This is a genomic window from Listeria costaricensis (assembly GCF_900183385.1).
In the GTDB taxonomy this organism is placed as follows: Bacteria; Bacillota; Bacilli; order Lactobacillales; family Listeriaceae; genus Listeria; species Listeria costaricensis.
In genome coordinates this window covers 1-23979 of sequence record NZ_FXUT01000013.1, presented here as the reverse complement: position 1 = coordinate 23979, position 23979 = coordinate 1, and the positions used below count along the sequence as shown (strand labels likewise).

Sequence of the window (23979 nt, the reverse complement as noted above, 5' to 3'; positions counted from 1 at the left end):
TTGGAGGGTGAATGAGAGGGATCGTTTAATGAAGCCAATTTTTGAACTTTTAACTCAGGCACCAGACTTAGCAAAGAAGTTTTTACAGGACGTTGAAATAAAGCCGAAGATGAAGATCTATGAATTTACAGCAGAGCGAGAGAAGCAAAAGGTGTTGATTATCAAAAAAGGAGGTGTGAAAGTAGAAGTTTGGTATAAAGGGAAGTGGCGGCTGGCCAGTTTTTACGGTCTGAATGGTGTGATTGGAATAGGGAGCTTTGTAGAAAACCCTGCCTATTTGGATAAAATTGGTCGGTACCGTGTGATTGCTTTGACTGATGGCATCGTTACAAGTGTAGATGCAGAATTTTTTATTGACCATATGTATGCCAATCCAAGGCTTTTTCAAGGAATGATGGAGGAATTGACCCTGCGCTACATAACCAGTGAATTTATTTATCGCGAGCGGCGAACCCCGCTTTCAACCAGACTCGCAACGGGACTCATTTCAATCATCAATATGATGAAATTTACAATGGATGGCTCGGGTGTCGAATTTATGGCAGCTTTTACAAAACAGTTGATTGCCGCCTTCATTCAAGTGCATCCGTACCGCTTAAATCGTGTGTTTAAAGAGTGGGAAGAGGCAGGTTTAATCACATTTGATACGCATCTGATCATTCATGATATTCGACTGTTAGAGAAGAAAACCGATCTCAGACTTTCTTATATTGAAACTACAAAGGAATAAACAATTAAAAAGGGGTGTCTAAATGACAAGGAAAAAATGGGGAATTTTATGTTTGATTGCGCTTTTTATTTTCAGCCAATGGCCGTTTCATCAGGTGCAAGCGGCTGAACATGGAAGTGAATTTTTAACAAATGTCGAGCTGCGTGATAGTAATGGTGTGCCGAAAAACGAATTCACTTACTACGACGATATTCAGGTTCATTATGACTTTTCAATTCCAAATGATGTGATGGTTTCTGCCGGAGACACGATGACCATCCAATTGCCGAATCAACTGACTTTAGCGGGCAATGTCACATTTAACGTGGTAGACGATCAAAATAATATTATTGGGCAGGCGACAACAAATAAAGCCACCAATCAGGTCGTGATCACATTTACGGACTATGCAGCTACCCACGAAAATGTACAGGGCAGCATCAATATTTGGACGAGCTGGAATAAGACCGTTGTGGAAGCCAATGAAACAGTCAACTTGGAATTCCCTGTGGATGGCGGAACAACCACGCTAGTTATAGATGTTGGCGATAAAATGACGATTTCTCCAGATGAAAAGTTGCTGAAATGGGGAGATGTAGACGAGCTAGATCCGACGCTGATTCATTGGACGGTCCGCGTCAATTATGAAGGCAACCCAATCACGAATGCCGTTTATACAGATGTTCTCGGTCCCAATCAAACACTGGTGGCGGATAGCGTGCAAGTGACACCGGGCACCTATGATGAAAATGAAAACTGGACACCGGGTGGCACACTGCCGAATTTGGTTATCACGCCAACTGATACGGGCTTTAAAGTAAACCTCGGTGATTTGCCTAGCTCGGCCGTCATAACCTATCAAACACGCGCAACGGATAACGGCGTCTCTTCGCAATATCAAAATACAGGAATATTAACAGGGGGAAATATAACCGAGCAGACGCAAACGGCTTATACACCCAACTCAGGCGGCGGTGGCAACGGTTCAGGTGAGCAGTACGTCAATGTTGAACTTTTCAAACTGGACGCTAGTGACCCTCAGAAAATGCTGAGTGGGGCTGAATTTGAATTGCAGAATGGAACGGGCACTACCCTGCAAACTGGTCTGACAACAGGAGCTGACGGTAAAATCATATTGTCAAAATTAGCACTGGGAGACTACCAACTTGTCGAAACCAAAGCGCCAGATGGCTATATTCTGGATCCAACGCCCGTCACTTTCTCGTTAAAAGCAGTAGATGTCGGCAAAACGATCTATCTGCAAAAAGACAATCAGGCAATGCTTGGTCAGGTAGAACTGACTAAATACGATGAGGCAGATCCGAGTAAAGCCTTGCCGGGCGCGGAATTTAAACTTGTAGATTCCGAAGGCGACGTATTACTAGAAAATCTCGTCACAGATGCGAACGGCCAATTGTCGATCGATCAACTACCATTCGGTGAATATGCGCTGATTGAAACCAAAGCGCCGGCGGGTTATCAATTGGACGGGACCCCGGTTGCATTTGTGATTGATGAAAGTAATGTGTCAGAAATGCTGCTTCTTACTAAGGGAAATGTGAAGCTGCCCAATCCGCCAACTATGCCGGAGACACCTTTAGAGCCGGGGCAGCCGGAAATCCCCACAACACCGACCCCACCGGTTGCACCTAGTGACCCATCTATGACGCTAAAAGTGACCTCTTCTCCAAATGGCGGCGGGACAAGTGTGGAAAAAACATTGCCGCAAACAGGCGATCAGTCGCAGCAATGGCCAGCGTGGACCGGTCTCAGCTTACTCTTTATTGCCGGAACGTATTTGCTTCGGCGTAAGTAAAGCAGCCAAAAAATAAGCACCACTAAAAAACAAGGACATGCCTGACGGTAGTGCCGCTTCTAAAGTTAGACCAAGAAAAGCTAGCTTTGGAGGTGCGCTACAGATCGACCAGGATGTCCTTGTTTTTATTGAGTGATAAAATGCGACCTATTCATCCACAGATAACATGGCATCTTTTGGTGTTCCAAAGAAATAGGTCAATAGGAAGCCACCCGTATAGGCAGCCAATAAGCCGATGACATAGGAGAACCATTCGCCATTTGCAATCAGCGGAATCAGTGCGACGCCAGATGGGCCAATCGCAATCGCGCCGACATTTCCGAAAGCGCCAATCACTGCACCGCCGATACCGCCGCCCAGACATGCTGTGATAAATGGTCGACCTAGAGGCACCGTGACCCCATAGATGAGCGGTTCGCCAATGCCGAGAATCCCAACTGGCAAGCCACCTTTGATCATGTTGACCAGCGGACGATTTTTCCGGCAGCGAATCCAAAGGGCGATAGAAGCGCCGACTTGACCGCCGCCAGCCATTGCCAGAATTGGAAGCAGCAATGTGTAACCAGTTTGGGCAATCATTTCGACATGGATGGGTGTCAGAATTTGGTGCAGGCCCAGCATGACCATTGGCAGGAAGAGCGTGCCAAGAATGAAGCCGGAGAAGAGACCGCCCACGCCAATCACCCAGTTGATAAAGGTTACAAGGCCTTCTGAAACAAGCCCTGCGAACGGCATGATCAGGAAGATGGTGATCAACCCGATAATCAGTAACACAAGTGTGGGTGTCACAATGATGTCGATCGCATCAGGAATATACTTGCGCAGCCATTTCTCAACGACACACATCAGCCAAACTGCAAGCAGTACGCCAATGATGCCGCCTTGTCCAGCGGTAATCGGGTCGCCAGTGAAAATGTTTGTGATGGTGTGCCCTTCAGCCAGCCCGCTAAGCATCGTGATTCCGGCAATACCACCGCCCAGAACAGGCGTGCCGCCGAACTCGTTGGCCGTATTAATCCCCACATAGATAGATAAGAAAGCAAAAATACCTTTATTAATAACACCTAAAATATCTACATACTGATTCCATGTGTCAGGATCGAGATTGCCCGCTATAATATTATTGGACAAAATGGCCGCAATACCGGCGATCAGACCGGCACCGACAAAGCCAGGAATCAGCGGGACGAAAATGTTGGAAATGGATTGCAGCAGTCGCTTGAAGGAAGATTTATTGTTTTGCTTGGACTTGATGCCCGCCTTGGTAGCCGCCGCCTTTTCCTCGACAAGCTCTTTACCAGTTTTACCAGCTGTCAGATTTTGATCAAGATTTTCGGCAATAGTTTCCCCAATTTTCACGCCGGCGCTATCCGCCATATATTGCGCCACTTTATTAACAATACCGGGACCCACGATGATCTGTAAGGTATCGTCTTCTACAACGCCTAAAACGCCCGGAACCTTTTTCAGTGCAGCCACATTCACCTTTGAATGGTCACGGATCCCTAAGCGGACACGCGTCATACAGTGTGCGATTCGAGAGATATTCTCCTTGCCGCCTACATTTTCAAAAATGCCGTTTCCAATCTCTGTTTCTTTTGACATGTTTGGACACTCCTTTTTTATGAGGTTTTACGAATAAATCCTTGTGCTTGTTGCATTTTTTGGGTGGCAGTTGAGGCATCGCTCCCAGTCAGCAGCATAACGATCGCCACTTTTACCTGTTTATCCGCTTGCAAATAGGTGGCGCTGGCTGTTTCAAAATCGCAATCCGTCGCTTCCATAATGATTCGCTTCGCCCGCTCCTCCAGTTTTTCATTCGTAGGCTTGACATCCACCATCAGATTCTTATACACTTTGCCAATTCCAACCATGGCAGCAGTAGAAATCATATTTAAAACGAGTTTTTGAGCAGTGCCGGCCTTTAAACGTGTTGAGCCAGTCAAAACTTCCGGTCCGGGCACCACTTCGACCGCAAGATCCGCATGCTTGGAAATTAGAGCATCTTGATTGCAGGAGATGCTGGCTGTCTGCGCCCCAATCTCTTTTGCATAATCCAGTGCTCCGATGACATAAGGCGTTCGTCCACTGGCGGCAATACCAATCACATAGTCTTTTGCCGTCAAGTCCAGTCGCTCTAAATCTTCTCGACCAAGCGTTTTAGAATCCTCGGCACCTTCAACGGCCGTGACAAAAGCTTTTTCACCGCCAGCGATCAGCCCGATGACCTGTTCCGGCGAAACACCGAAAGTTGGGACACACTCGACTGCATCCAGAACGCCGAGACGACCGCTTGTGCCGGCACCTGTATAAATCAAACGACCTCCTTCATTAAAACTTTTGATGATGCCGCTTACAATTCGCTCGATTTTACCTAGCTCAGGCTTGATTGCTGCAGGAACACGCTGATCTTCCTCATTCATGATCTGCAGAATTTCGCCCGTACTTAATTGATCGAGGTTCAATGTTCGGCTATTTTGTTTCTCTGTTGCTAAATGGTCTAACATAAGGTTCACTCCTTTAAATTGATTATATAGTCTTTGAAATTAAATTTCAATATATTTTTAAATAAAAAGGAATAAAATTTTATTTATGTGGTATGATTGAACGGAGAGAGTGGATCCATGCAAATAAAAGGAGCTGATCTAGATGTTTGGTGTGAGTGTGTATTTACAGGACTTGGAAAAAATAGAAGAGCGGTTAGCTAGGGAATATCAGGCAGGCTTCCGAAGTATTTTCAGTTCGCTTCATATTATGGAAGAAGACGCATCGACCTATCAGGAAAAGCTGGCTCGGTTGGGGCGTGCTGCACAAATGCAGGACATGGCGCTGATTATGGATATTTCCGAGGAGTCGCTTGCCTATTTGGGGCTGTCGTTTGAAGAGGCGGGGAAAATTGTGGAACTCGGCGTGACGGGACTGCGGATCGACTATGGGATCGGGGCGGATAAAGTGGCGCTGTTAACGCATGAAATAGCCGTCTATCTGAACGCCAGCACAATCGATAAGGCCACTCTGGCTGAGCTAAGGGCGTACGGGGCGGATTTTGAACGACTGGAGGCTTTTCATAATTACTATCCGAAAACAGGGACGGGGCTAAGTCATCATTTATTTCAACAGAAAAACCAATTTTTACAAGAAAACGGGTTGAAAATATCTGCTTTTGTTCCAGGGGATGCCGAGAAACGTCAGCCGCTCTACGAAGGTCTGCCAACGATCGAAGCACATCGGACACTTTCGCCGTATGCAGGTGCGCTGGAATTGTTAAAGCTTGGCGTCGACCATCTTTATGTGGGGGATCCCGAACTTGCGGCAGCGCACTTGGATGTTTGGCAAGGGCTGATCCGTGGGGAGATTCATTTGAAAGGTCAGGCAACTCCGGGGATTTCGACCGCTATACAGGCTTATTTGGAGGCGGGGGACCAGAACCGGGTGGACGAGGCGCGGGACTTCATTCGGCTGGAAAAAAGTCGCCTGCTATTTGGACAGGCAGATATTGAGCCGCAGCCAGCAGAGGCGCGTTCGATTGGCGCAATTACGATTGATAACCGGCAATTTGGACGTTATCAAGGGGAAATCATGATTGCAAAAAGGGCGCTTGCAGCAGATGCCCGAACGAATATAATCGGTCAGTTATATCCACCTTTTATAGACATGCTGCCCTTTATTTCCGGCGGCGATCGCATCTACATTCATTTGGACAACTAAAAAAAGCCTTTCATTACGCGACAATTTTCGTAATGAAAGGCTTTTTTAAATGCGAAAACGATTTGTAGCTTCGCGGGATTTTTGGATTTGCTGAATCATCGTGTCATAGTGGAGCGTCGCATAATAATAATAAAGAATGTCAATCGTCAGTAATTGTGCGTGACGAGAGCTGGTTGCGGCACTACGCAGTTCGGCTTCTGGTGCACGAGACGTTTCAAGGGCAAGATCAGCGAGCGACTTCAATTTGTTGTTGCCAAAACGAGTCAGGCTGATAACCGTCACGCCATTTTCTTTTGCCTGCTGGGCGATTTCTAAAACAGAGGACGTCTCGCCACTGTTGGAGATAGCGATGAACACACCTTTTTTCTTACTGGCCGCGAATGCCATGGCTAAAACGTGTGTATCTTGACTTGCCAAAACGGGTTTGCCAGAACGCATCCACTTTTGGGCAACATCTTCCGCTACCGGCCAGGAAGCCCCCACACCATAAACATAAATCGATTCGGCCTCCCCAAGCAGTCGACATGCCTCACGCAAGGCAGGCTCCTCCAAGAGTCCCGCAGTATCGTTAGCAGTCTGCACCATATTTGACACCAGTTTTTCCTTGATGGAAGAAAATGAATCGTCCGGCTCAATATCAAAATAGCCCGTCCGTTGCGGCTTGGAAAGCTCCACCGAAAGCTGCCGTTTCAATTCCGGGAAGCCAGAAAAATTGAGCGAACGGCAAAACCGAATGACCGCTGCGCCGCTCGTGTCTGCTTTTTCAGCCAAAGCCTGAATCGAGGCCCGAACCACCCATTCAGGCTCAGCCAGAATGGTCGTACCGATTTTTCTTTCTGACTGTGGCAATGAGGTAAGAATCCCTTCAATTCGGCTAGTTACGCTACCTGTATGCATATTCACGGCTCCGTTTCATTTTTTCTTTTATTGTAGCATAAGTCGAGCGGGAAATTGAAATTTTATTTTAAAGCCGCATGTGCAAAGTAGAAATAGGGCAGCGTCGCTAAATCGCTGGACTGATTTTCAAAATAAAGCTGGTTGATATTCTCGCTGGACAGATTTTCATAAATAAAAGCGGTATTCTCCAGGAAAAAATCCATGAAGAGCGGATCGTAGCCGGCAACGATTTCCGCACGATTGCTTTTGCTTAGAAAGAGTATTTTTTGAATGGTCTCATCGGCATCCATCAAAAAAGAAGCTTCATCCACATAGTCGAACACCACCGAGCTGCCTGGATGTGCCACTTGACCAAGCTGCTGCAAGAGTTTCAGAAAGTCGAGCTTCTCCATATACATGGCGTGCCCCGGTAAAAGGAAAAAAGCCGGCCGATCTGAATGAAATCCGTTCTGGCTGAGTGCTTCTGATATATCCGTAAAATAATCGATCGAAAGGGTATGCATAGCTGCTGTATTTGTTGTATACTTTTGAAGCAGCATGTTATGATTATCTAAATCGAAAAAACGAACCTCATCGTGAGCAGGAAGAAGTGGCACAAAGGATTCAAGGCCGCTCCCAACTGATACAAACTGATAGGTGCCACGTTGCACCGCCAGCCTCATCTGCTCCTTGATATAGCAAGAAAAAGCGACAGTCTGAGGAACGAAATAACGATTTAACACATAACGACGCTTTTTGGCCGGATCAGTAAGCAGCTGATTCATATCAGGGTCAAAAAAGGCCAGTGCATCCTCAATGCGCGCCGACAAAGCGGCTATTTCTGCATCGGTCAGATTAGCGGCGGCTTCCTCGCAGGTCAATAGTGGCGAGGTGCTATCGTTATAATGATATTGACGAGAAAAAGCACGAATGGCGGTAGGGTATGGATGGGTCAACAATTTTTTCACCTCAAAGAGATAGATTGGATTTCTTATGATAAGCCATGTATACAAAAAATGCAATATGTTTATTCAATCGATTTTGGGTGAATTAGAACAATAAAGTGGGAAAAGAGGGATTTGATGAAAAAAATCATATATGTATCAATTATTTTGTTATGTTTCATACCTTTAAATGTTTATGTGTTTGCAGACGAACAGCCGGATGCTGCCGCAGAAAGTACGAATTCTGAAACTACAGCCGAACAGCCGACCATTTCTGAAACCGCACAACCAAACCTTGCTACTGATGAAATGAGTCAAGCGGCCCCAGTGCAAGAAACGACACCATCTGAACCAGAGGAGCAGCCAGAGGAGCAGCCAGACGACAGCGAAGCGGGCATTGAAAATATCAATGACTGGATGCCCGACCCTTATATGCAGGCAGCTGCAATGACAGCCCTTGGTGTGGATTCGCCGGATCAAATTACGAAAATCGGACTATCAACGGTCGATTCTCTGTACATTGATGCCCGCGTTCAGACTCTCAAAGGTATCGAGTATACGAATCAAAAGAACTTTTTTCAGATTCATTTTGAAGGAGATCTAACAGAAGATTTCCATCCTGATTTTTCAGCTTTATATATAGGAAATCGAGTGGTCTACATATTTGCCAACACGCAACTCATCAATATCGATTCCATTTTTGCCGATGTATTTACGAATATGTCAGCACTTCATCTTTTTGTAGTAAATAGTACGCCTATGATGCTTACAGAAGAGCTGACAGCAGATAATTATCAAAACTTTAGTATTCCGATTTCCTCCTTTTATACGCCCGTCCATTATTTCACTTATGAAGCCTATCCCGGAGAAAATGAGGACTTCTGGGCACAGCACAGCGGAGAGACCGTCGATCAAGTGCCATTGCCAGTAGAAGTCGGTCGTTATTTTTATGTGGATGTTGGTGATCAAAGATTGCTGTACAAGGGAAATGTAGATGTGGCAAATGAAGCATTGACTTTCCAGCTTGTCAACCAAGTAAACTATGAAGATATTGCGAATCTGGAAGGCACCAGCTCGACTACTTTCTTTGCACATGGTTACAGCTATGGGGCTACTCAAAATCTTTCAGCCGTTTCAGAGGGAGTCACGGAGCAGGATATTTATTCATTCAACAGAGATTTACAATTACAGATACACTTTGCCCCTGAGCAGGACTTAACGGCAGTGGTAGCCCATGATTCCACCCTTTATACTGGGGACAAGTGGGAGCCAGCTGATAACTTTGATAGTGCGACAGACAAAGCCGGCAATCCGGTCGATTTCAGTCAGGTGAGTGTGAAAGGCACCGTTGATACGACGAAAGCCGGCACGTATCCAATCACTTACCAATACGGAACAGCCACAACCACTATAAATGTTACTGTAAAGCCTGATCTAACAAGCATCGAGGCCCATGATTCCACCGTGTCGATAGGTGGTATATGGAACCCGGCAGACAATCTGATTGAGGCAACAGACCGTGACGGAAAGCCCGTACCATTTGAAAACATACAAGTAACCGACCAAGTTGATACGACGAAGGCTGGCCGCTATCCCGTCACCTACCAAAATGGCTCAGCCAAGACAACCGTTTATGTGACGGTAGAGGGGATGTCGGCAACTTCCGGCAGTCACACAGGGAATTCGGCCACTGGCGGACAAGCGAATCAGGCCGCTTTGCCACAAACCGGAGACAGCTCCACTTGGCCACTCGTGCTACTTGGATTAGGATGCCTCTTCCTATATCGGTTGAAAAAATAAAGCGTCAATAAAACATCTTTTTTACAGCTTTTAGACTGGCTGTGGGGAAGGTGTTTTTTTGTTAGAGGTAGAGCTTTTGGAAAATATATGAACGGCGCACGAATACACGCCAATAAAAGTTGTGGGTGAATAAAAAACTGTGCTGGTAGCAATATATGATAAAATGAAAGAAACAGATGGAAGGTTGTGAGAAGACATGTATGACCAAATAAATGGCGTAAATCTCTACTATGACCGAATCGGTACGGGGATGCCGATCATTATGCTTCACGGCTTTGGACCAGACTCGGAGCTGATGAAAGGCTGTATGGAGCCAATTTTTGATGAAAATAGCCCATTCGAGCGCATCTATATTGACTTGCCGGGAATGGGGAAAACGGAAAATTACGAAGCGGTTCGTTCAGCGGATGACATGCTGAAATTATTGCTTGCTTTTATTCATAAAAATTTGCCGGAGCAGGATTTTCTGCTTGCTGGCGAATCTTATGGCGGCTACCTGGCACGCGGCATTCTTTCCCAAATGACGACACGTGTAAAAGGATTGCTGCAAATTTGCCCCGTGATCCATCCAGAACAGGGAAAACGCACGCTGCCCAAACCGCAGATCATCTATCAGGATGAGCAGCTGATGGCGAGCCTAAGTGCCGATGAACAAGCTGAATTTATCGAAAATGGGGTCGTTTTGACTGCCAAAAACTGGCGCCGGTTGATTTCAGAAGTCCTGCCCGGGCTCATCACAGCAGACCATGACCATCTGCGCCTGTATGAACAGCGTTATGCGCTCAGCTTCAATCCAGACGAGCAGTTGCAATTTGCCCATCCAAGTCTCTTCTTGTTTGGTCGTCAAGATTCGACTGTCGGCTATCAAGACGGACTGGCACTGATCGAGCATTACCCGCGCGCCAGTTTTGCCATTCTAGACGGTGCCGGCCATAATTTGCAGATTGAGGAAGAAAAAGTATTCAAGGAACTTGTGACCGATTGGCTGAATCGTTTCAGCTATCTGAACTAAAATAAAAAAACTGCAGACCCGACAGCTTGTGCCGAGTTTGCAGTTTGAAGCTTGCCGCATCAGTCAGTCGGCAGGCTTTTTTATTAGCAATGCTGGTCTTCATAATCGGTGATCTGCCCCAGTCGATTCGCATGGCGGCCACCTTCGTAATCCGTATTCAGCCAAATATCCACAATGTCGAGCGCCAAACCAGGCCCAATCACCCGCGCGCCAAGTGCCAGCACATTCGTGTCATTATGTTCGCGCGTTGCATGAGCGCTAAAAGTATCGCCCACAAGTGCACAACGAATCCCCTTGACCTTATTGGCCGCAATGCTCATGCCAATCCCAGTCCCGCAGATCAGAATGCCGCGTTCAACTTCACCAGAAGCCACTTTTTCCGAAACAGTAAAAGCTAGATTGGGATAGTCGACGGATTCTGCCGTTTTCGGGCCAAACTCCTGATAGTCGATTCCCTGATCTTCCAAATAGCCAGCAATCATTTTACGCAATTCAATACCTCCATGATCGGAAGCAAGTGCAACAGTTTTTACGGTCATGCGATTTCCTCCTGCCATCATTTTCTCTACTGTCATTATACACTTTTTTTCCTAACTGACCAGAAATGAATAAGAATTGAAAAATCAGACAATTATTTTATCACTGTTAAATTTCTTATTTCTTTTGAAGCTAAATTTATAACTTTGGTGGAAATATTGTTCGGATTATTGTCACAAACATATGATTATGCACATGGTATACTACTATTGTGATGGAAATCACACCAAAAATTTCAGACAGAAAAAGGAGATGAAGCGCAATGTCAGGACAAATTAGAATGACCCCTGATGAGTTACGCAACGACGCAAGAGAATACGGAGCAAGTGCACAAACAATTGAAGATGTTCTTCAAAGACTAACGAATTTGCAAGAAACTCTTCGTAGTCAATGGGAAGGTAAAGCATTCGGTGCTTTTGACGAGCAATTTAATCAATTAAAACCGAAAGTAACAGAATTTGCGGAACTTATGAACCAAATCAATGACCAGCTTAATAAAACAGCTGATGCAGTGGAACAACATGACCAAGAGCTTTCTCAAAACTTTGGTTTCCAATGATTCATGCGAAAGCCATGCAGTCTATTTCTGCATGGCTTTTTCTGAAAAAAACACAATTGTAACATACGAACCAAAACAGCGGGAGTGATTATACATAATGAAAAGAATAAAGTGGAGTATTTTGCTTTTTGTCCTCCTGGCGATTGGCTTATCGATTGGCGTGACTTATTTGGCGTTCAATCAGAAGGTCACGGAGAAGAAAGAGGAAGCGGATACACAAATAGCGGGAACACAGACAGAGACACATAAAATGACGATTGCACTGGTCAATGAAGATCAGGGAGCGACGTACCAGGGGGAGACAATCAACTTTGGTGCAGAATTTGTTAAAAGTATCGAAAAGGACAATGAAAATGAATGGTTTGTCGTCAGTCGAGGCGTGGCAGAAAGCGGCCTGAAACGCGACATTTACAATATGGAAATCATTATACCAAGCGATTTCTCAGAAAAAGCACTTTCGCTGACATCAGACAATCCGGAGAAAATTACCGTGAGCTACAAGGTCAATGATGTCGGCAATGACGAACTGAAAGCAGAAGCCGAAAAAACGGCAGGACAGGTACTGGAAGATATGAATAAGCGCGTAATCGACGTTTATTTTGCCAGTATTTTAACGAATTTGCAGGAAGCGCAGGACAATATCGGTCAGCTGGTCGAGAAGGAAGAGGCATATACGGACCGGTTCGACGAGACGGTCAATTCGCCGCTTTCCAACTATACAGACCAATTCCAAACGGTGCAGGACTATACTGGCACATCAAAGGAAAGCTTCAAGTCATTTCAGGACATGCTGAATGATTATGAAAAATCCCTGCAGGAGTCGGGCAAACAGAGTGAAACTTACGACAAGTCATTGGAAGAACTGCTTGCCATGCAGGATGAACACGCGCCATTTGGAGAATCACTGAGCGACAATTTGACCAAGTTCAGTGCAGATCTATCGGCAGACACGGTCATGTCAGAAACGCAGGCCTTGGAACAGGCGAACCAGCTGTTTTCAAGTGAATTCCAGGCAATCGAGGGAGAAAATTCACTACTAACACAAACGCAGGGCTTGCAGAATTATATTGCGGACATCAACAGCCGTGTGACAGGTGTGGACGAGGAACTGCAAACCGTACTTGATAGTGAGCTGGAACAAGCTGTAGCGGCAGATTTGAAACGAATTTTGCAGGGTGATGCGGATAATCCAGCACAGTTTACGCTGAATGAATTGGATACGGGAATTAATGATCGCTTCAAGCAGACGATCGCGGATACGATTCAAACGTTGCCTGATTTTGACTCCGGCGTGCTCGAAAATTGGGGCCTAAGCGCAGAAACCCTTCACACATATGAAAATGTCACAAATTTATCGCAGGATTTTGTTAGTCAGGAAGCGGAGTACTTTCCAGAGGGCTATGCTTTTCCAAATCGAGAGCAGCAAATTTCAGCAGATGACCCTAGCTTGCCAATCAACCAATTGATGGCTGAAACCACGGATAAGCTGAAAAAAGAAGCGACAACTCTTACCAGTGATCCATTTACAGTGCCGGCAAGTGAAAATGACACGACCGTCTATATCACGCTGGATAGCCGATTCAGCTTGCAAGATGCGGATATCAATGTGTATAGACAACCCTATGCGGGCTCGAGTAGCTATAATACGCCGGTGGGAGTGAATATTCAGCCCTATGACGGCGGCATGAAGATAACGATTCCGGCATCTTATACGAAAGAACCTTGTAATTTTCAAGTACGTGCGAACGTCCTTTTGAACGGCGACGTTGACACGATTCCGCTGTTCGGCTCGATTGACTGGGGCGTTTACTACCAGCAGACAGAAAAAGTGGATGCCTATGTAGCAAATGGAAGTCAACCAGTCCCGTCTACAGATGATGATGCAACCGATGATACAGCTGATACAGCGGGAGAAGAAGGCACGGATGATTCAAAAGACGTACAGGCGGCAAGTGATGCAACAGAAAATAGTGTGGAAAGTAACTCAGAAGAACAAACAGCGGATGAAGAGAAGCCTGCTGAATCCACGACTAAACAGTCAACAGTAACAGGCATCTATACTTTTCAAACGCTCACGAACGGCCTGGAACCAGTAGCCGTCTCCGTCACCCAGCCGAATTACCTTTCAAATGAAGCGGCCTACGGGGAAGCCTACATGGACACTTTCAAGGGGTATGAGGAGTTGGCGGCGCTGTATCAGCTTTATTACGGTATAGTTGCAAGCAGTAATGAACCAATGCCATACAATCTTGACCAAGCGGCAACAGCGGATTCCTATTACGGCATTCTTAACAACAAAGACGTCCTCGATTCCATCGTCAGCTTGACCTCGCAGGACATTACAGATGAATACTCTCGGAAACTAAGTGATTTCCAAGACCGGATTCAGGCTTACCAAATGACCATGCGGGAAGCCGACCAGCGCTCGCTTGATGTGACGCGGCGATTGACGGATGCTACAGCGGAAGCGGCCAGTCAGAATGAAAATCTGGCGGCACTGCTCGCCGAACTGGAAGCGTGGCGGGACAGCAGCCTAGACTTGATCGAGGAAGACGACGTGGTAGTTCAAAATGCGCAGGATGAGCAGACGCTTGCCATGGATCTCGACAGCTCGTTCGGAGACCTGCTGATGACAAGTCAGTCGCTTGCAGAAGAATCGGCCAGCAATTTGGACTCGGCAGAAGGTGTCTATGAAACCTTTGATGCGATCGACCAGGAGGCGCAAGATATTGAAAAAAGCGGTCAGGATCTGGTGAGTGAAGCCTCCAATCTATCCACTGATCTGGCTAAGAAACTCAAAGATGACGGCACGTTTGAAGACAATTTCTCACAAGTCATGGACAACAGCCGCGTGGGGGACCGCCAGAATGAGACGCTGTACGATTTCCTAAGCAGCCCCGTTCAAAAGGTCAACGCCGGAACGATTGTGGCAACCGATAAATCGACCCCTTACTTTATGGTGCTGATTTGTACCGTCGTCGCCCTATTTACAAGCTATGTGATCGCACATCAAGAGAAAAAACGACGGCAAACGGATGCCTTTGCAGAGGAAATGTCACTGGCATCGAAAAACCTGCCGATCACCTTTATGACATTCGGGATTGCTTTGATCGAAGGACTCCTGATAGGTGTCATTACTGCAAAATTGTTCAGTATCGGACAAATTGGTGTCATTTTATGGATTGGCATCATTCTAATAATTATGTTTTTCCTTGTGGGATTATTTACATATTTACTTCGTCAGCTCAACATGGGCGGGATGTTTATCATCTTGACGATTGTCAGCATGTATCTTTTCCTAACAGATGCCGTCGGACTCACGATCGACAACGAATCGATTTTCGGGACATTAAAAACCTTCTCACCACTGCAATATATTGAGCAGCTGCTTGTGAGTGTCCTAGGCGCTGAGCAGGACTTCTCGATTATCGTCTATGCACTGATTGGCGCAGTCGTCCTTCTTGTTGTCCTAAACCTGTTCGTTTGGCATCGGGAAAAAGAAGCGGAGGAAGAACCTCATGAAGCGTAAACAAATCATGGCAGTTGGTGCACTCGGACTGCTGGCGGCTGGATTCATCTTGCCGCTTGCAGCCACAGCCGACAGCTATTTAGATAATAACGGAGAAATGGAGCTGCAAACCTCGCGCCTCCAGTTAAGTGAAGAAGAGAAGAATAAGCAGATGGAAGAGCAGACAGAAACGACTTTTGACCAGCTCGGGATACCGCTTTTTACCGATCAGATGGACAAAGAGATTGCGGATGAAAAGAAAGTGGAAGAAAAGCAGCTGGAAAACCTCGAATCGGAACTGTTTACAGGCGATAGTGAAAAAGGCGCGACCGCTAAACAGGCAAAAGCAGACCTTTTTGATGAAACGAGTACAGCGGCAAGCAGCACGACAACCAGCTCGTCAAGCGGCACGGAAACGACCGCCACTACCGGCACAGAAGAGGGAACGAAGAAAAAGACAGTTGGCGGAATTTTAGGCGGAGCGGTTCTGGCAATTGGTGCCGGCATCTACGCCGCCTGCCGCAACGTGTTTGAGTAAAGAAGAACAAGGGAGCGAACCACAAATGGCCAAAGAAACACATATCGACGTGACGGTCGACTTAGAGAACTGGGGAGCGGGACAGTATGATTTGCGCATCCCAATCCACCAGCCCGTCAAAGCACTCATCCAAAATTTAGCAGAAACACTCAAAATACAGCCACCCGACCTGTCGAGCTGCACGATCAAGACGACCAACAAGGCGATCCTGCTGAGCGACGACGACAAACTGACCGACTTTCAAATTACAAGCGGCGACATCTTAAAAATTTTATAAAAAGAGGAGTTAGGGAGAATGACAACAAATCACATCGAAATGGACGGCACGAGCTATCCATTCAGCTATACAGACACAGTTTGGACAACGACTTTCACCGAATCACGCACGAAATTAAAAGCAATCGAGCAGATCGAGCTGCTGAAAAAACCGGCCGAGAGCTTTCTGCCAGTCGCCATTACCCATGAAAACGACAGCTACCGCTTCGACTATACCGTTCCAGACGACACATGCGGCTTTGGTGAACTTTTGAACATGAGCCGGGCGGACAAATTGCGGGCGCTTTACAATGTCGGCAAATTGGCGCGGCTGCTCGACACGCGGTACACATTTTTCCTGCATCCGGACAATCTGGTATTCGACCTGAATTTGGAACCACAAATCGTCCACCGCGGGATGAAAGGCCTCGTGCCGCCCTATGACCTGACAGAAGAACGCTTCCTAAAGCAGTACCGCTGCCTGGCCGTGGCGATGTTTTCCAAAAAATACGGCTTTGAAGATCTCTACAACGGCTCGCTTCAAAACGCCCACAGCACCCAGTATGAAAAAGCCATTGCGAATGCCGGAACGATTGCAGAGCTCGATAAGGTGCTGGCCGAAGCCTATCAAGCTGAAACTAAACGGGTGGCCAAGACGATGACAACCGTTCCCAAGAAAAAATTTAAAACTTTCAAAGGACTTGCTGTCAGCTTTATGATTGCCGCAGTGATTTTGGCGATTCCGCTCGGCTATTTTGCCTTCATGAAAGTGCCCTATCAAAACAAACTACTGACTGCCAACGAGAATTTTCTCAAAACAGACTACGATAAAGTGATCACCGGACTGGAAGACGAGGATCCGGAGAAAATGCCGCAAACCACGCAGTATGAGCTGGCCTATTCCTACATCCAAGGTGAAAAACTCGACGATAACAAAAAAGAGAACATCATGAACAACGTCAGCCTGAAATCCGACCCGCAGTATCTGCTTTACTGGATTTACAACGGCCGCGGAGAATTCAACAAGTCGAACGATATCGCGAAGCTGCTCGACGAACCCGATCTGATCATTTACAGCCTCGTGCAGGAACTGGATCAAGTGAAAAACGATACGACACTGAGCGGCAACAAGAAAATCGAAAAACAAGAGAAAATTGAAGATGAAATTAAAGCGGAACAGGAAAAACTGACAAAGGCGGAAGAAGAAGAGAGTACAGATGATTCTAGCGCCACCACACAACAAGAGGGAGAATAAGAAAATGGGAAAAAGTGCATTTTTGATTGTAACCAATGGCGAAACATGCCACAAACAACATTTGCAGCGAAATGACCGCCGCTTCACGATTGGCAGCCGTTTGGAAGATACGGTGACCTATCCGCAGATGGCCGAAACACTTGAAGTGGCCTGGCAGGACGACAATTGGTTTGCCGGCAGCACGGCGCTTTCTTTGGACAGCCTGACAGAAATCGAAACGGACGATACAAAACTGGGCTTCTATTTGGCGCAGGACTTGAAGAGCCGCAGCTACGACGTCTCGGATAAACTGGTCGTCACATTTGGCGCCGGCGCAGACCGGGATATTATTTTGCAGGACACGAAGGCCAGCATGAGCTTCCTCCGCGACGACAGACAGTGCTTTTTCGAGGCGCATATCGAGAGCGGCGAGGTCTACCATAATTTTGCGCGCGTTCAAGGGGCTATTCGGCTGGAAGCAGGCGACCAGCTTTACACAGACGGTGTGACAATTCAAGTCGGACTGAGCGACCTGACCATCTCGGCAGCAGACAGTCGCGTAACAAGCCGCCTAGCACCACTTTTCGCGGCCGATAATGCCTACAGCGAGGATTATCCGGACTACCACCGTTCCCCGCGGATCATTTACCGAGCGCCGGAAGAGAAAATGACGATTGCCAAACCGTCCGCCGCCCCGTCCAAGCCGACAGAAGGCCTGATCAAAATCATTCTGCCACCACTTGTAATGATCGCACTGACCGTCATCATCTCGATTTTCCAGCCTCGTGGAATCTACATCATCATGACGCTGGCGATGACAGGCATGACCGTAATTATGTCACTGACCAATTTCATTAAAAATAGTAAGAAATATAAAGTTGACGTTAAAGAACGCGAAGAAAGCTACGATCGCTATCTAAAAATGAAAACCAAGGAACTGCATGAAGCGAGCCTTGAGCAGCGCCATGCCTTGACGTACCACTATCCGAGCATTGAAGAAATTCGCGCGATGGCAACCAGTGTCGACTCGCGCATTTACGAAAAAACGATGTTCCACCATGATTTCCTAACCTTCCGCGTCGGTTGCGGCGAAGAAAAAAGCAGCTTCCCAATCGATTTCCGCGAAGAAGAATTCACTCAGGAAAAAGATGCACTGATCGAAGAAGCCAAGACCTTGAAAAGCCAGTATTTGCGCGTTCAAAATGTCCCCGTGGCGACCGATCTGATGCACGGCCCGGTCGGCTATATCGGCCCGCGCCGTCTTGTTTTAGAGCAGCTACAAATGATGGTCATGCAGACAGCACTTTTCCACAGCTATTACGACTTGCAGTTCATCACGATTTTCCCTGAGGAAGAAAAAGCCGACTGGGAGTGGATGCGCTGGCTGCCACATGCTGACCTGCGTGATGTCAACGTCCGCGGCTTTGTCTACCATGAACGTTCGCGCGACCAGGTGCTGAACTCGCTATACCAAATTTTAAAAGAACGCAAACAAACATTGAGTGAACACACGAATAAAACCGAGCAGCTCTATTTTACACCGCGCTATGTCGTGCTTGTGACCGATGAAAAAATGATTCTCGACCACACCGTCATGGAATTTTTCAATGAAGACCCAAGCGATTTAGGCGTTTCGCTAATTTTCGTACAAGATGTCATGCAGAGCCTGCCGGAGCATGTGAAAACCGTAGTCGACATTCGCGACGCCCAAAACGGCAATATTCTGCTGGAAAACGGCGAGCTGGTCAACCGTCATTTCGTACCCGACCATTTCCCGGCTGATTTTGACAAAGAAGAAGTAAGCCGTGCCTTGGCGCCGCTCAACCACCTGCAAAATCTGAAAAACTCGATTCCAGAATCCGTCACCTTTTTAGAAATGTATGGTGTAGAGAAAGTTGAAGAACTAAATATCGCCGGACGCTGGGCAAAAAATGAAACCTATAAAAGTCTAGCAGTCCCACTCGGTTTACGCGGCAAGGACGACCTAGTCCAACTGAACCTGCATGAAAAAGCCCATGGCCCCCACGGACTCGTAGCCGGAACGACCGGTTCAGGGAAATCGGAAATCATCCAGTCGTACATCATTTCCCTGGCCGTCAATTTCCACCCATACGAAGTGGCCTTCCTGCTGATCGACTACAAGGGCGGCGGCATGGCGAACCTATTCAAAAATATGCCGCACCTACTCGGCACAATCACCAACCTAGACGGAGCCCAATCCATGCGCGCCCTGGCCTCCATCAAAGCCGAGCTACAAAAACGCCAGCGGTTATTTGGCGAGCATGACGTGAACCACATCAACCAGTATCAAAAATTATACAAGCAGGGCAAAGCGAGCGAACCGATGCCGCATCTGTTCCTCATTTCCGATGAATTTGCCGAACTGAAATCCGAACAACCAGAATTCATGAAGGAACTCGTCTCGACAGCCCGGATCGGCCGTTCACTAGGCATCCACCTCATCCTAGCGACCCAAAAGCCGAGCGGTGTCGTCGATGACCAAATCTGGTCGAACTCCAAGTTCAAACTGGCGCTAAAAGTCCAAAATGCCAGCGACTCAAATGAAATGCTAAAAACGCCCGACGCCGCAGACATCACCCTGCCAGGGCGAGCCTACCTGCAAGTCGGCAACAATGAAATCTACGAACTATTCCAGAGCGCATGGAGCGGCGCGGATTATGTACCGGACAAAGAAGACACCGAGTATATCGACACGACGATCTATGCGATCAACGAACTAGGCCAATATGACATTCTGACCGAGGACCTGAGCGGCTTGGACAAAAAAGACGACCTGACGAAGCTGCCGTCTGAACTGGACGCAGTGATCGACCACATCCATGAATATACAGAACAACAAGGAATCGAAGCCCTGCCACGGCCGTGGTTGCCGCCGCTTGAAGAGCGGATTTATTTACCAGAGCTTCATCCGGTGAACTATACGGAAGCTTGGGAGGGGGAGAAGAAGCCGCTTGAAACATCTTTCGGCTTTCTAGACATTCCACAAATGCAGCAACAAGAACCAATTAAGCTTAATCTTACAAAAGATGGGCATATGATTGTTTTTTCCAGTCCAGGATATGGCAAATCAACCTTCCTGCAAACAGTCACAATGGATTTAGCAAGACAACATAATCCAAAGCGTTTACATGTCTACTTGCTGGATTTGGGAACAAATGGCCTGCTTCCATTGAAATCACTACCACATGTCGCCGATACGATCATGGTAGATGAAGAAATCAAATTAGGTAAATTAATGCGACGTCTTGCGCAAGAACTGAAAGAGCGGAAACGTCTTCTGAGTCAGTATGGTGTTGCAAATATGACGATGTATGAAAAAGCAAGTGGCAAAGAAGTACCCTCTATTCTCCTTGTAGTGGATGCCTATGATTCTGTTGCAGAAGCTCCATTTAAAGAACCCTTTGAAAAATTGATCGCTCAAATTGCTCGTGAAGGTGCAGGTGTAGGCATTCATCTCATCATAAGCGCTGTACGTCAAAATGCCTTGCGCGTTCAAGTACTCGCAAATATCAAGCATCAGATTGCCCTTTATCTATTGGAAGCAGGAGAAGCGCGCAGTATTGTAGGGAAAACTAACTTGACAATTGAAGAACTTCCGGGACGTGGACTTATCAAAATAGATGAGCCGCTCTCCTTCCAAACTGCGCTGCCTGTTAATGGTGAAGAAACGCTAGCGATTATTGAGGGCGTCCAGTCTGAAAGTGAAGCAATGCACAACAACTGGCAAGGAGAACTGCCAGAACCGATTCCAATGGTACCAGAAGTTCTGTCCATGGAAGACTTTAAGAAAAAGAAAAAAACAATCGAAATGCTCAAAGAAGGAAAAACGCCATTTGCAGTGGATTTTGAAGAAGTGGAACCAATTGAACTAGACGTTAAAAGTGACGGCACAACACTCGTATTGGCAGACAACCGTGACATACTTGAACGGACAACAGTAGCTTTATTTGAACTAGCTATCTCCAATCAAGAAATCGATATTATTTTACTTGATAATTCAACCGGTCGTTTCCAAGCATACAAACAAAATGCCAATATCTATGCTGGAGACGGAGAGGCGATGAATCTTGTCGCAGACCAAATCTTGCAGCTCTTTGAAGCACGTGAAGACACTTGGAAAAAACTTCAACAGGAAGGGGATGGGGCTGTAACACTGAAAATGTACATGGAAGAACTTCGTCCGACCTACGTTTTCATCACAGAAGCAAGTTATGCAACAGAACAGATTGATCCGGCTAATCAAAAGAAAATGGCCAAAATCATCGAACAAGGGGCACGGATGGGCATCTATGTGATTGGCTCAGGTGTTAGTGGCATACTTTCACGCGGACTAGATGACATATCTGCACATCTGAAAAAGCAAAAAGTGGGCATCATTGTGGGCAGAATCAGCGATCAAAATGTTTTGTCCCCCATTCAATCGGTTTATAGAGAACAGCCTTTAGCACCGTATGAAGCCTACTACATGAAAAATGGTCAATATCAAAAAATCAAATTAACAGCACCCATGATGTAAAGGAGTGAAGACATGTTTGGATTTGGAAAAACAGAGACTGAAAAGAAGCGAGATAAGTATCATGATCTATATGACGATATCAAGGATGCAGTGAAAGATCATAAAGAACACATGTCGGAAATTGACGACATTCTGAGCACATATAACAAAAGTGTGCCAGATTTGCCCAATAACTGTACGCCATCTGATCCGTTCATTGAAAAAAATACCGCAGTAGTTGATCGTTTAAAAAAGTACATCAATAAAGAAAAAGACAAACTGAGTGAGTTAACTAAGGCGAGGGACAAAGCTTACGAAAAGTATCAGGAATACAAAGCAAAAGCCATTAAGGAAGAAGCCGAACGCGAACGAAAAGAGAAAGAGAAGAAAGAAAAAGAGAAAAAGGAACGGGAGGCGAAGAATAAAAAATGAGCAAAGTAAAAATTGACGCAGGCAAAGTTGCTGATGCCAAAACCTCTGCCAAGCAAGTAGAAGATTCTTTGGAAGCCACACATACCAAATGTAAAAAATTAGTCAAGTATGTCAAAGATGCCAAATGGAAAGGGAAATCACGTGATGCTTTTCTGACCTATATTGAACTGATCGAGCAGTATCACGAAGATGTACAAAAGGCTTACAAGAAACAACGCAAAGCCTTAAAAAATCTGGATGGTTATATCACTGATTTCAAAGACGGCAAGGAAGCAGAGGAGGTTCGACGTCTATGATGACACATGCACGTGACACCTTTTCACCAGCTGAATTATATCTTTTAGTGGCACCATTTGATCTCAATCATATCTTTGGTGTGCCCGATAAGATGATTTACAAGTTAAAAGGCAGTGAACATTTTGAAGCAGCTTATGAAGAATTAAAACAAAAAAATATCCTCACGCAGGAAGATACCCTTACAGATGGTGGCGGGATTGTGATGGAGACTTTGCGCAGTTATTGTCAGAGCTCCAAATATGTCCGTCTTAACCAACTGATGTTTGCTTTTCCGAAAGACGCTGATAATGAAGTCATAGTTTTAGCTGAGATTAAAGCAGACCAAGAGTATCGAATCGAGCGACTAAATAAAATCTATGCGCTAGCACTTATTCGAAAATTATTTCCAATCATCGAACGCGAGCCATTGGAAGACGAAACATCCTTCATGCAGCGAGAACTAACGAATGCCGAACGGAGAAAGGCATTGGAAATTGACCCAGGTAAGAATTTTATCAGTATGGAGTTTTTCCATCTAGAAAAAGAACCACATGAAACAACCAATCATGAATTTTATCAACAATATTTGGCTTTTGCGATGGATGAATGGCTGATTCAAACAGATGTCATGACAGAGGATTATTATCGAATCAGCCAATATGCCTTGATGAAGCAGCTATTTGACGAAATGGAATTTCCATACAAGGAGGGGAAAATATAAATGGCACAACAAGCAGTATCAGGACCGGGAGCAGGTTCAACGATTGACATCAACCCAGATGAATTGACCCACATTGCCAATGAACTTATTGCGATTGCAGATGAATTTGAGAGCATCATAAAACCAGCAGTAAAAAGTTTGAAATCAAACAAGTACCTCACCGAAGGCGCAGCAAAAAAAGCAATGGACAAGGTACCAAAAGCCAACGAACGAGTACTCGAGTTGGAGGATCATTACAATCGAGCCTCCACACTTGTATTTGAGACATTGGAAAGCATGATTCAAGCAGATGAAGCCATCGGTCAGCAAATCATTTCAGCACTCAACATCGAATAAGGGAGGCCAGCCGAATGAAAGACATCAAATACAACAGCGAGAAATGGGTCAAGATGGGGACCTCCATCGCAGAGCTAACAGCCAGCAGCTGGTTTGCCGGGTTGTTTCACGAACTGAGTGAGGTCAACAAGAACTATGAATCCGTCGAAACCACCATCCAAGAAAACGACCCAGACGACGCCGTTTCTTTCAGCCACACCAG

General features: G+C 46.2%; 20 protein-coding genes and 1 pseudogene. 16 read left to right on the top strand and 5 right to left on the bottom strand.

The features are described 5' to 3' along the window. Window positions 1–28: 28 nt before the first annotated feature. Entirely contained in the window at window positions 29–730 is a 702-nt protein-coding gene (locus CS921_RS11300; protein WP_099223966.1) for a Crp/Fnr family transcriptional regulator, read from the top strand. 22 nt (window positions 731–752) lie between these two features. Further along, window positions 753–2525 (top strand): LPXTG cell wall anchor domain-containing protein, encoded by a 1773-nt coding sequence (locus tag CS921_RS11295; protein ID WP_099224049.1) that lies wholly within the window; start codon window positions 753–755, stop codon window positions 2523–2525. Between the two features lie 147 nt (window positions 2526–2672). On the opposite strand, the gene CS921_RS11290 is transcribed toward CS921_RS11295, so the two are convergent. Further along, the gene (locus CS921_RS11290; protein WP_099223965.1) at window positions 2673–4130 is read right to left on the bottom strand and encodes a PTS transporter subunit EIIC; all 1458 of its coding nucleotides are present in this window, start codon (window positions 4128–4130) and stop codon (window positions 2673–2675) included. A gap of 17 nt (window positions 4131–4147) precedes the next feature. Continuing rightward, complete coding sequence (gene murQ, locus CS921_RS11285) at window positions 4148–5032, bottom strand: N-acetylmuramic acid 6-phosphate etherase (RefSeq protein WP_099223964.1); 885 nt, start codon at window positions 5030–5032, stop codon at window positions 4148–4150. Window positions 5033–5174: 142 nt separating this feature from the next. On the opposite strand from murQ, the gene CS921_RS11280 reads away from it, so the two are divergent. Continuing rightward, on the top strand, window positions 5175–6233 hold the full coding sequence (locus CS921_RS11280) for a MupG family TIM beta-alpha barrel fold protein (protein WP_099223963.1): 1059 nt from the start codon (window positions 5175–5177) through the stop codon (window positions 6231–6233). A gap of 45 nt (window positions 6234–6278) precedes the next feature. Here the strand turns inward: CS921_RS11280 and CS921_RS11275 are convergent, their stop codons facing one another. Together CS921_RS11275 and CS921_RS11270 are read right to left on the bottom strand one after the other, a co-directional pair. Further along, window positions 6279–7130 carry a MurR/RpiR family transcriptional regulator gene (locus tag CS921_RS11275; RefSeq protein WP_099223962.1) on the bottom strand — a complete coding sequence of 284 codons (852 nt, stop codon included), beginning with the start codon at window positions 7128–7130 and terminating at the stop codon, window positions 6279–6281. Window positions 7131–7192: 62 nt separating this feature from the next. Continuing rightward, window positions 7193–8065, bottom strand: a complete 873-nt coding sequence (locus CS921_RS11270; RefSeq protein ID WP_162921753.1) for a class I SAM-dependent methyltransferase — start codon at window positions 8063–8065, stop codon at window positions 7193–7195. A 126-nt stretch (window positions 8066–8191) separates the two neighbouring features. Here CS921_RS11270 and CS921_RS11265 point away from each other — a divergent pair, with 126 nt between their 5' ends. Both CS921_RS11265 and CS921_RS11260 read left to right on the top strand, forming a co-directional pair. Beyond that, a complete protein-coding gene (locus CS921_RS11265) occupies window positions 8192–9853 on the top strand; it encodes a bacterial Ig-like domain-containing protein (protein WP_099223960.1) in 1662 nt (553 codons plus the stop codon). 196 nt (window positions 9854–10049) lie between these two features. After that, complete coding sequence (locus CS921_RS11260) at window positions 10050–10865, top strand: alpha/beta fold hydrolase (RefSeq protein WP_099223959.1); 816 nt, start codon at window positions 10050–10052, stop codon at window positions 10863–10865. An 83-nt stretch (window positions 10866–10948) separates the two neighbouring features. Here the strand turns inward: CS921_RS11260 and rpiB are convergent, their stop codons facing one another. Further along, window positions 10949–11404: a ribose 5-phosphate isomerase B gene (rpiB, locus tag CS921_RS11255; RefSeq protein WP_099223958.1), complete on the bottom strand. Its 456-nt coding sequence runs from the start codon at window positions 11402–11404 to the stop codon at window positions 10949–10951. A gap of 260 nt (window positions 11405–11664) precedes the next feature. Between rpiB and CS921_RS11250 the strand changes: the two genes are divergently transcribed. The 11 genes and pseudogenes from CS921_RS11250 to CS921_RS11200 form a co-directional block, all read left to right on the top strand. Continuing rightward, complete coding sequence (locus CS921_RS11250; protein WP_099223957.1) at window positions 11665–11961, top strand: WXG100 family type VII secretion target; 297 nt, start codon at window positions 11665–11667, stop codon at window positions 11959–11961. Between the two features lie 97 nt (window positions 11962–12058). Continuing rightward, window positions 12059–15490 (top strand): type VII secretion protein EsaA, encoded by a 3432-nt coding sequence (gene esaA / locus CS921_RS11245; protein WP_099223956.1) that lies wholly within the window; start codon window positions 12059–12061, stop codon window positions 15488–15490. Beyond that, the gene (gene essA / locus CS921_RS11240; protein WP_240422345.1) at window positions 15480–16007 is read left to right on the top strand and encodes a type VII secretion protein EssA; all 528 of its coding nucleotides are present in this window, start codon (window positions 15480–15482) and stop codon (window positions 16005–16007) included. The genes esaA and essA overlap by 11 nt, the downstream gene beginning before the upstream one ends. A gap of 25 nt (window positions 16008–16032) precedes the next feature. Next, a complete protein-coding gene (locus tag CS921_RS11235) occupies window positions 16033–16284 on the top strand; it encodes an EsaB/YukD family protein (protein ID WP_099223954.1) in 252 nt (83 codons plus the stop codon). Between the two features lie 18 nt (window positions 16285–16302). Then, complete coding sequence (essB, locus tag CS921_RS11230; protein ID WP_099223952.1) at window positions 16303–17517, top strand: type VII secretion protein EssB; 1215 nt, start codon at window positions 16303–16305, stop codon at window positions 17515–17517. Window positions 17518–17521: 4 nt separating this feature from the next. Further along, window positions 17522–22033: a type VII secretion protein EssC gene (gene essC, locus CS921_RS11225; RefSeq protein ID WP_099223950.1), complete on the top strand. Its 4512-nt coding sequence runs from the start codon at window positions 17522–17524 to the stop codon at window positions 22031–22033. 12 nt (window positions 22034–22045) lie between these two features. Further along, the gene (locus CS921_RS11220; RefSeq protein ID WP_099223948.1) at window positions 22046–22444 is read left to right on the top strand and encodes a chorismate synthase; all 399 of its coding nucleotides are present in this window, start codon (window positions 22046–22048) and stop codon (window positions 22442–22444) included. Beyond that, window positions 22441–22740 carry a WXG100 family type VII secretion target gene (locus CS921_RS11215; RefSeq protein ID WP_099223946.1) on the top strand — a complete coding sequence of 100 codons (300 nt, stop codon included), beginning with the start codon at window positions 22441–22443 and terminating at the stop codon, window positions 22738–22740. Before CS921_RS11220 ends, CS921_RS11215 begins: the two co-directional genes overlap by 4 nt. Continuing rightward, the gene (locus tag CS921_RS11210; RefSeq protein ID WP_099223944.1) at window positions 22737–23441 is read left to right on the top strand and encodes a DUF5081 family protein; all 705 of its coding nucleotides are present in this window, start codon (window positions 22737–22739) and stop codon (window positions 23439–23441) included. Before CS921_RS11215 ends, CS921_RS11210 begins: the two co-directional genes overlap by 4 nt. After that, window positions 23442–23777 carry a hypothetical protein gene (locus tag CS921_RS11205; protein WP_099223942.1) on the top strand — a complete coding sequence of 112 codons (336 nt, stop codon included), beginning with the start codon at window positions 23442–23444 and terminating at the stop codon, window positions 23775–23777. It abuts the gene before it with no gap. Window positions 23778–23791: 14 nt separating this feature from the next. Further along, window positions 23792–23979, top strand: a pseudogene (locus tag CS921_RS11200) (hypothetical protein); the annotation flags it as partial.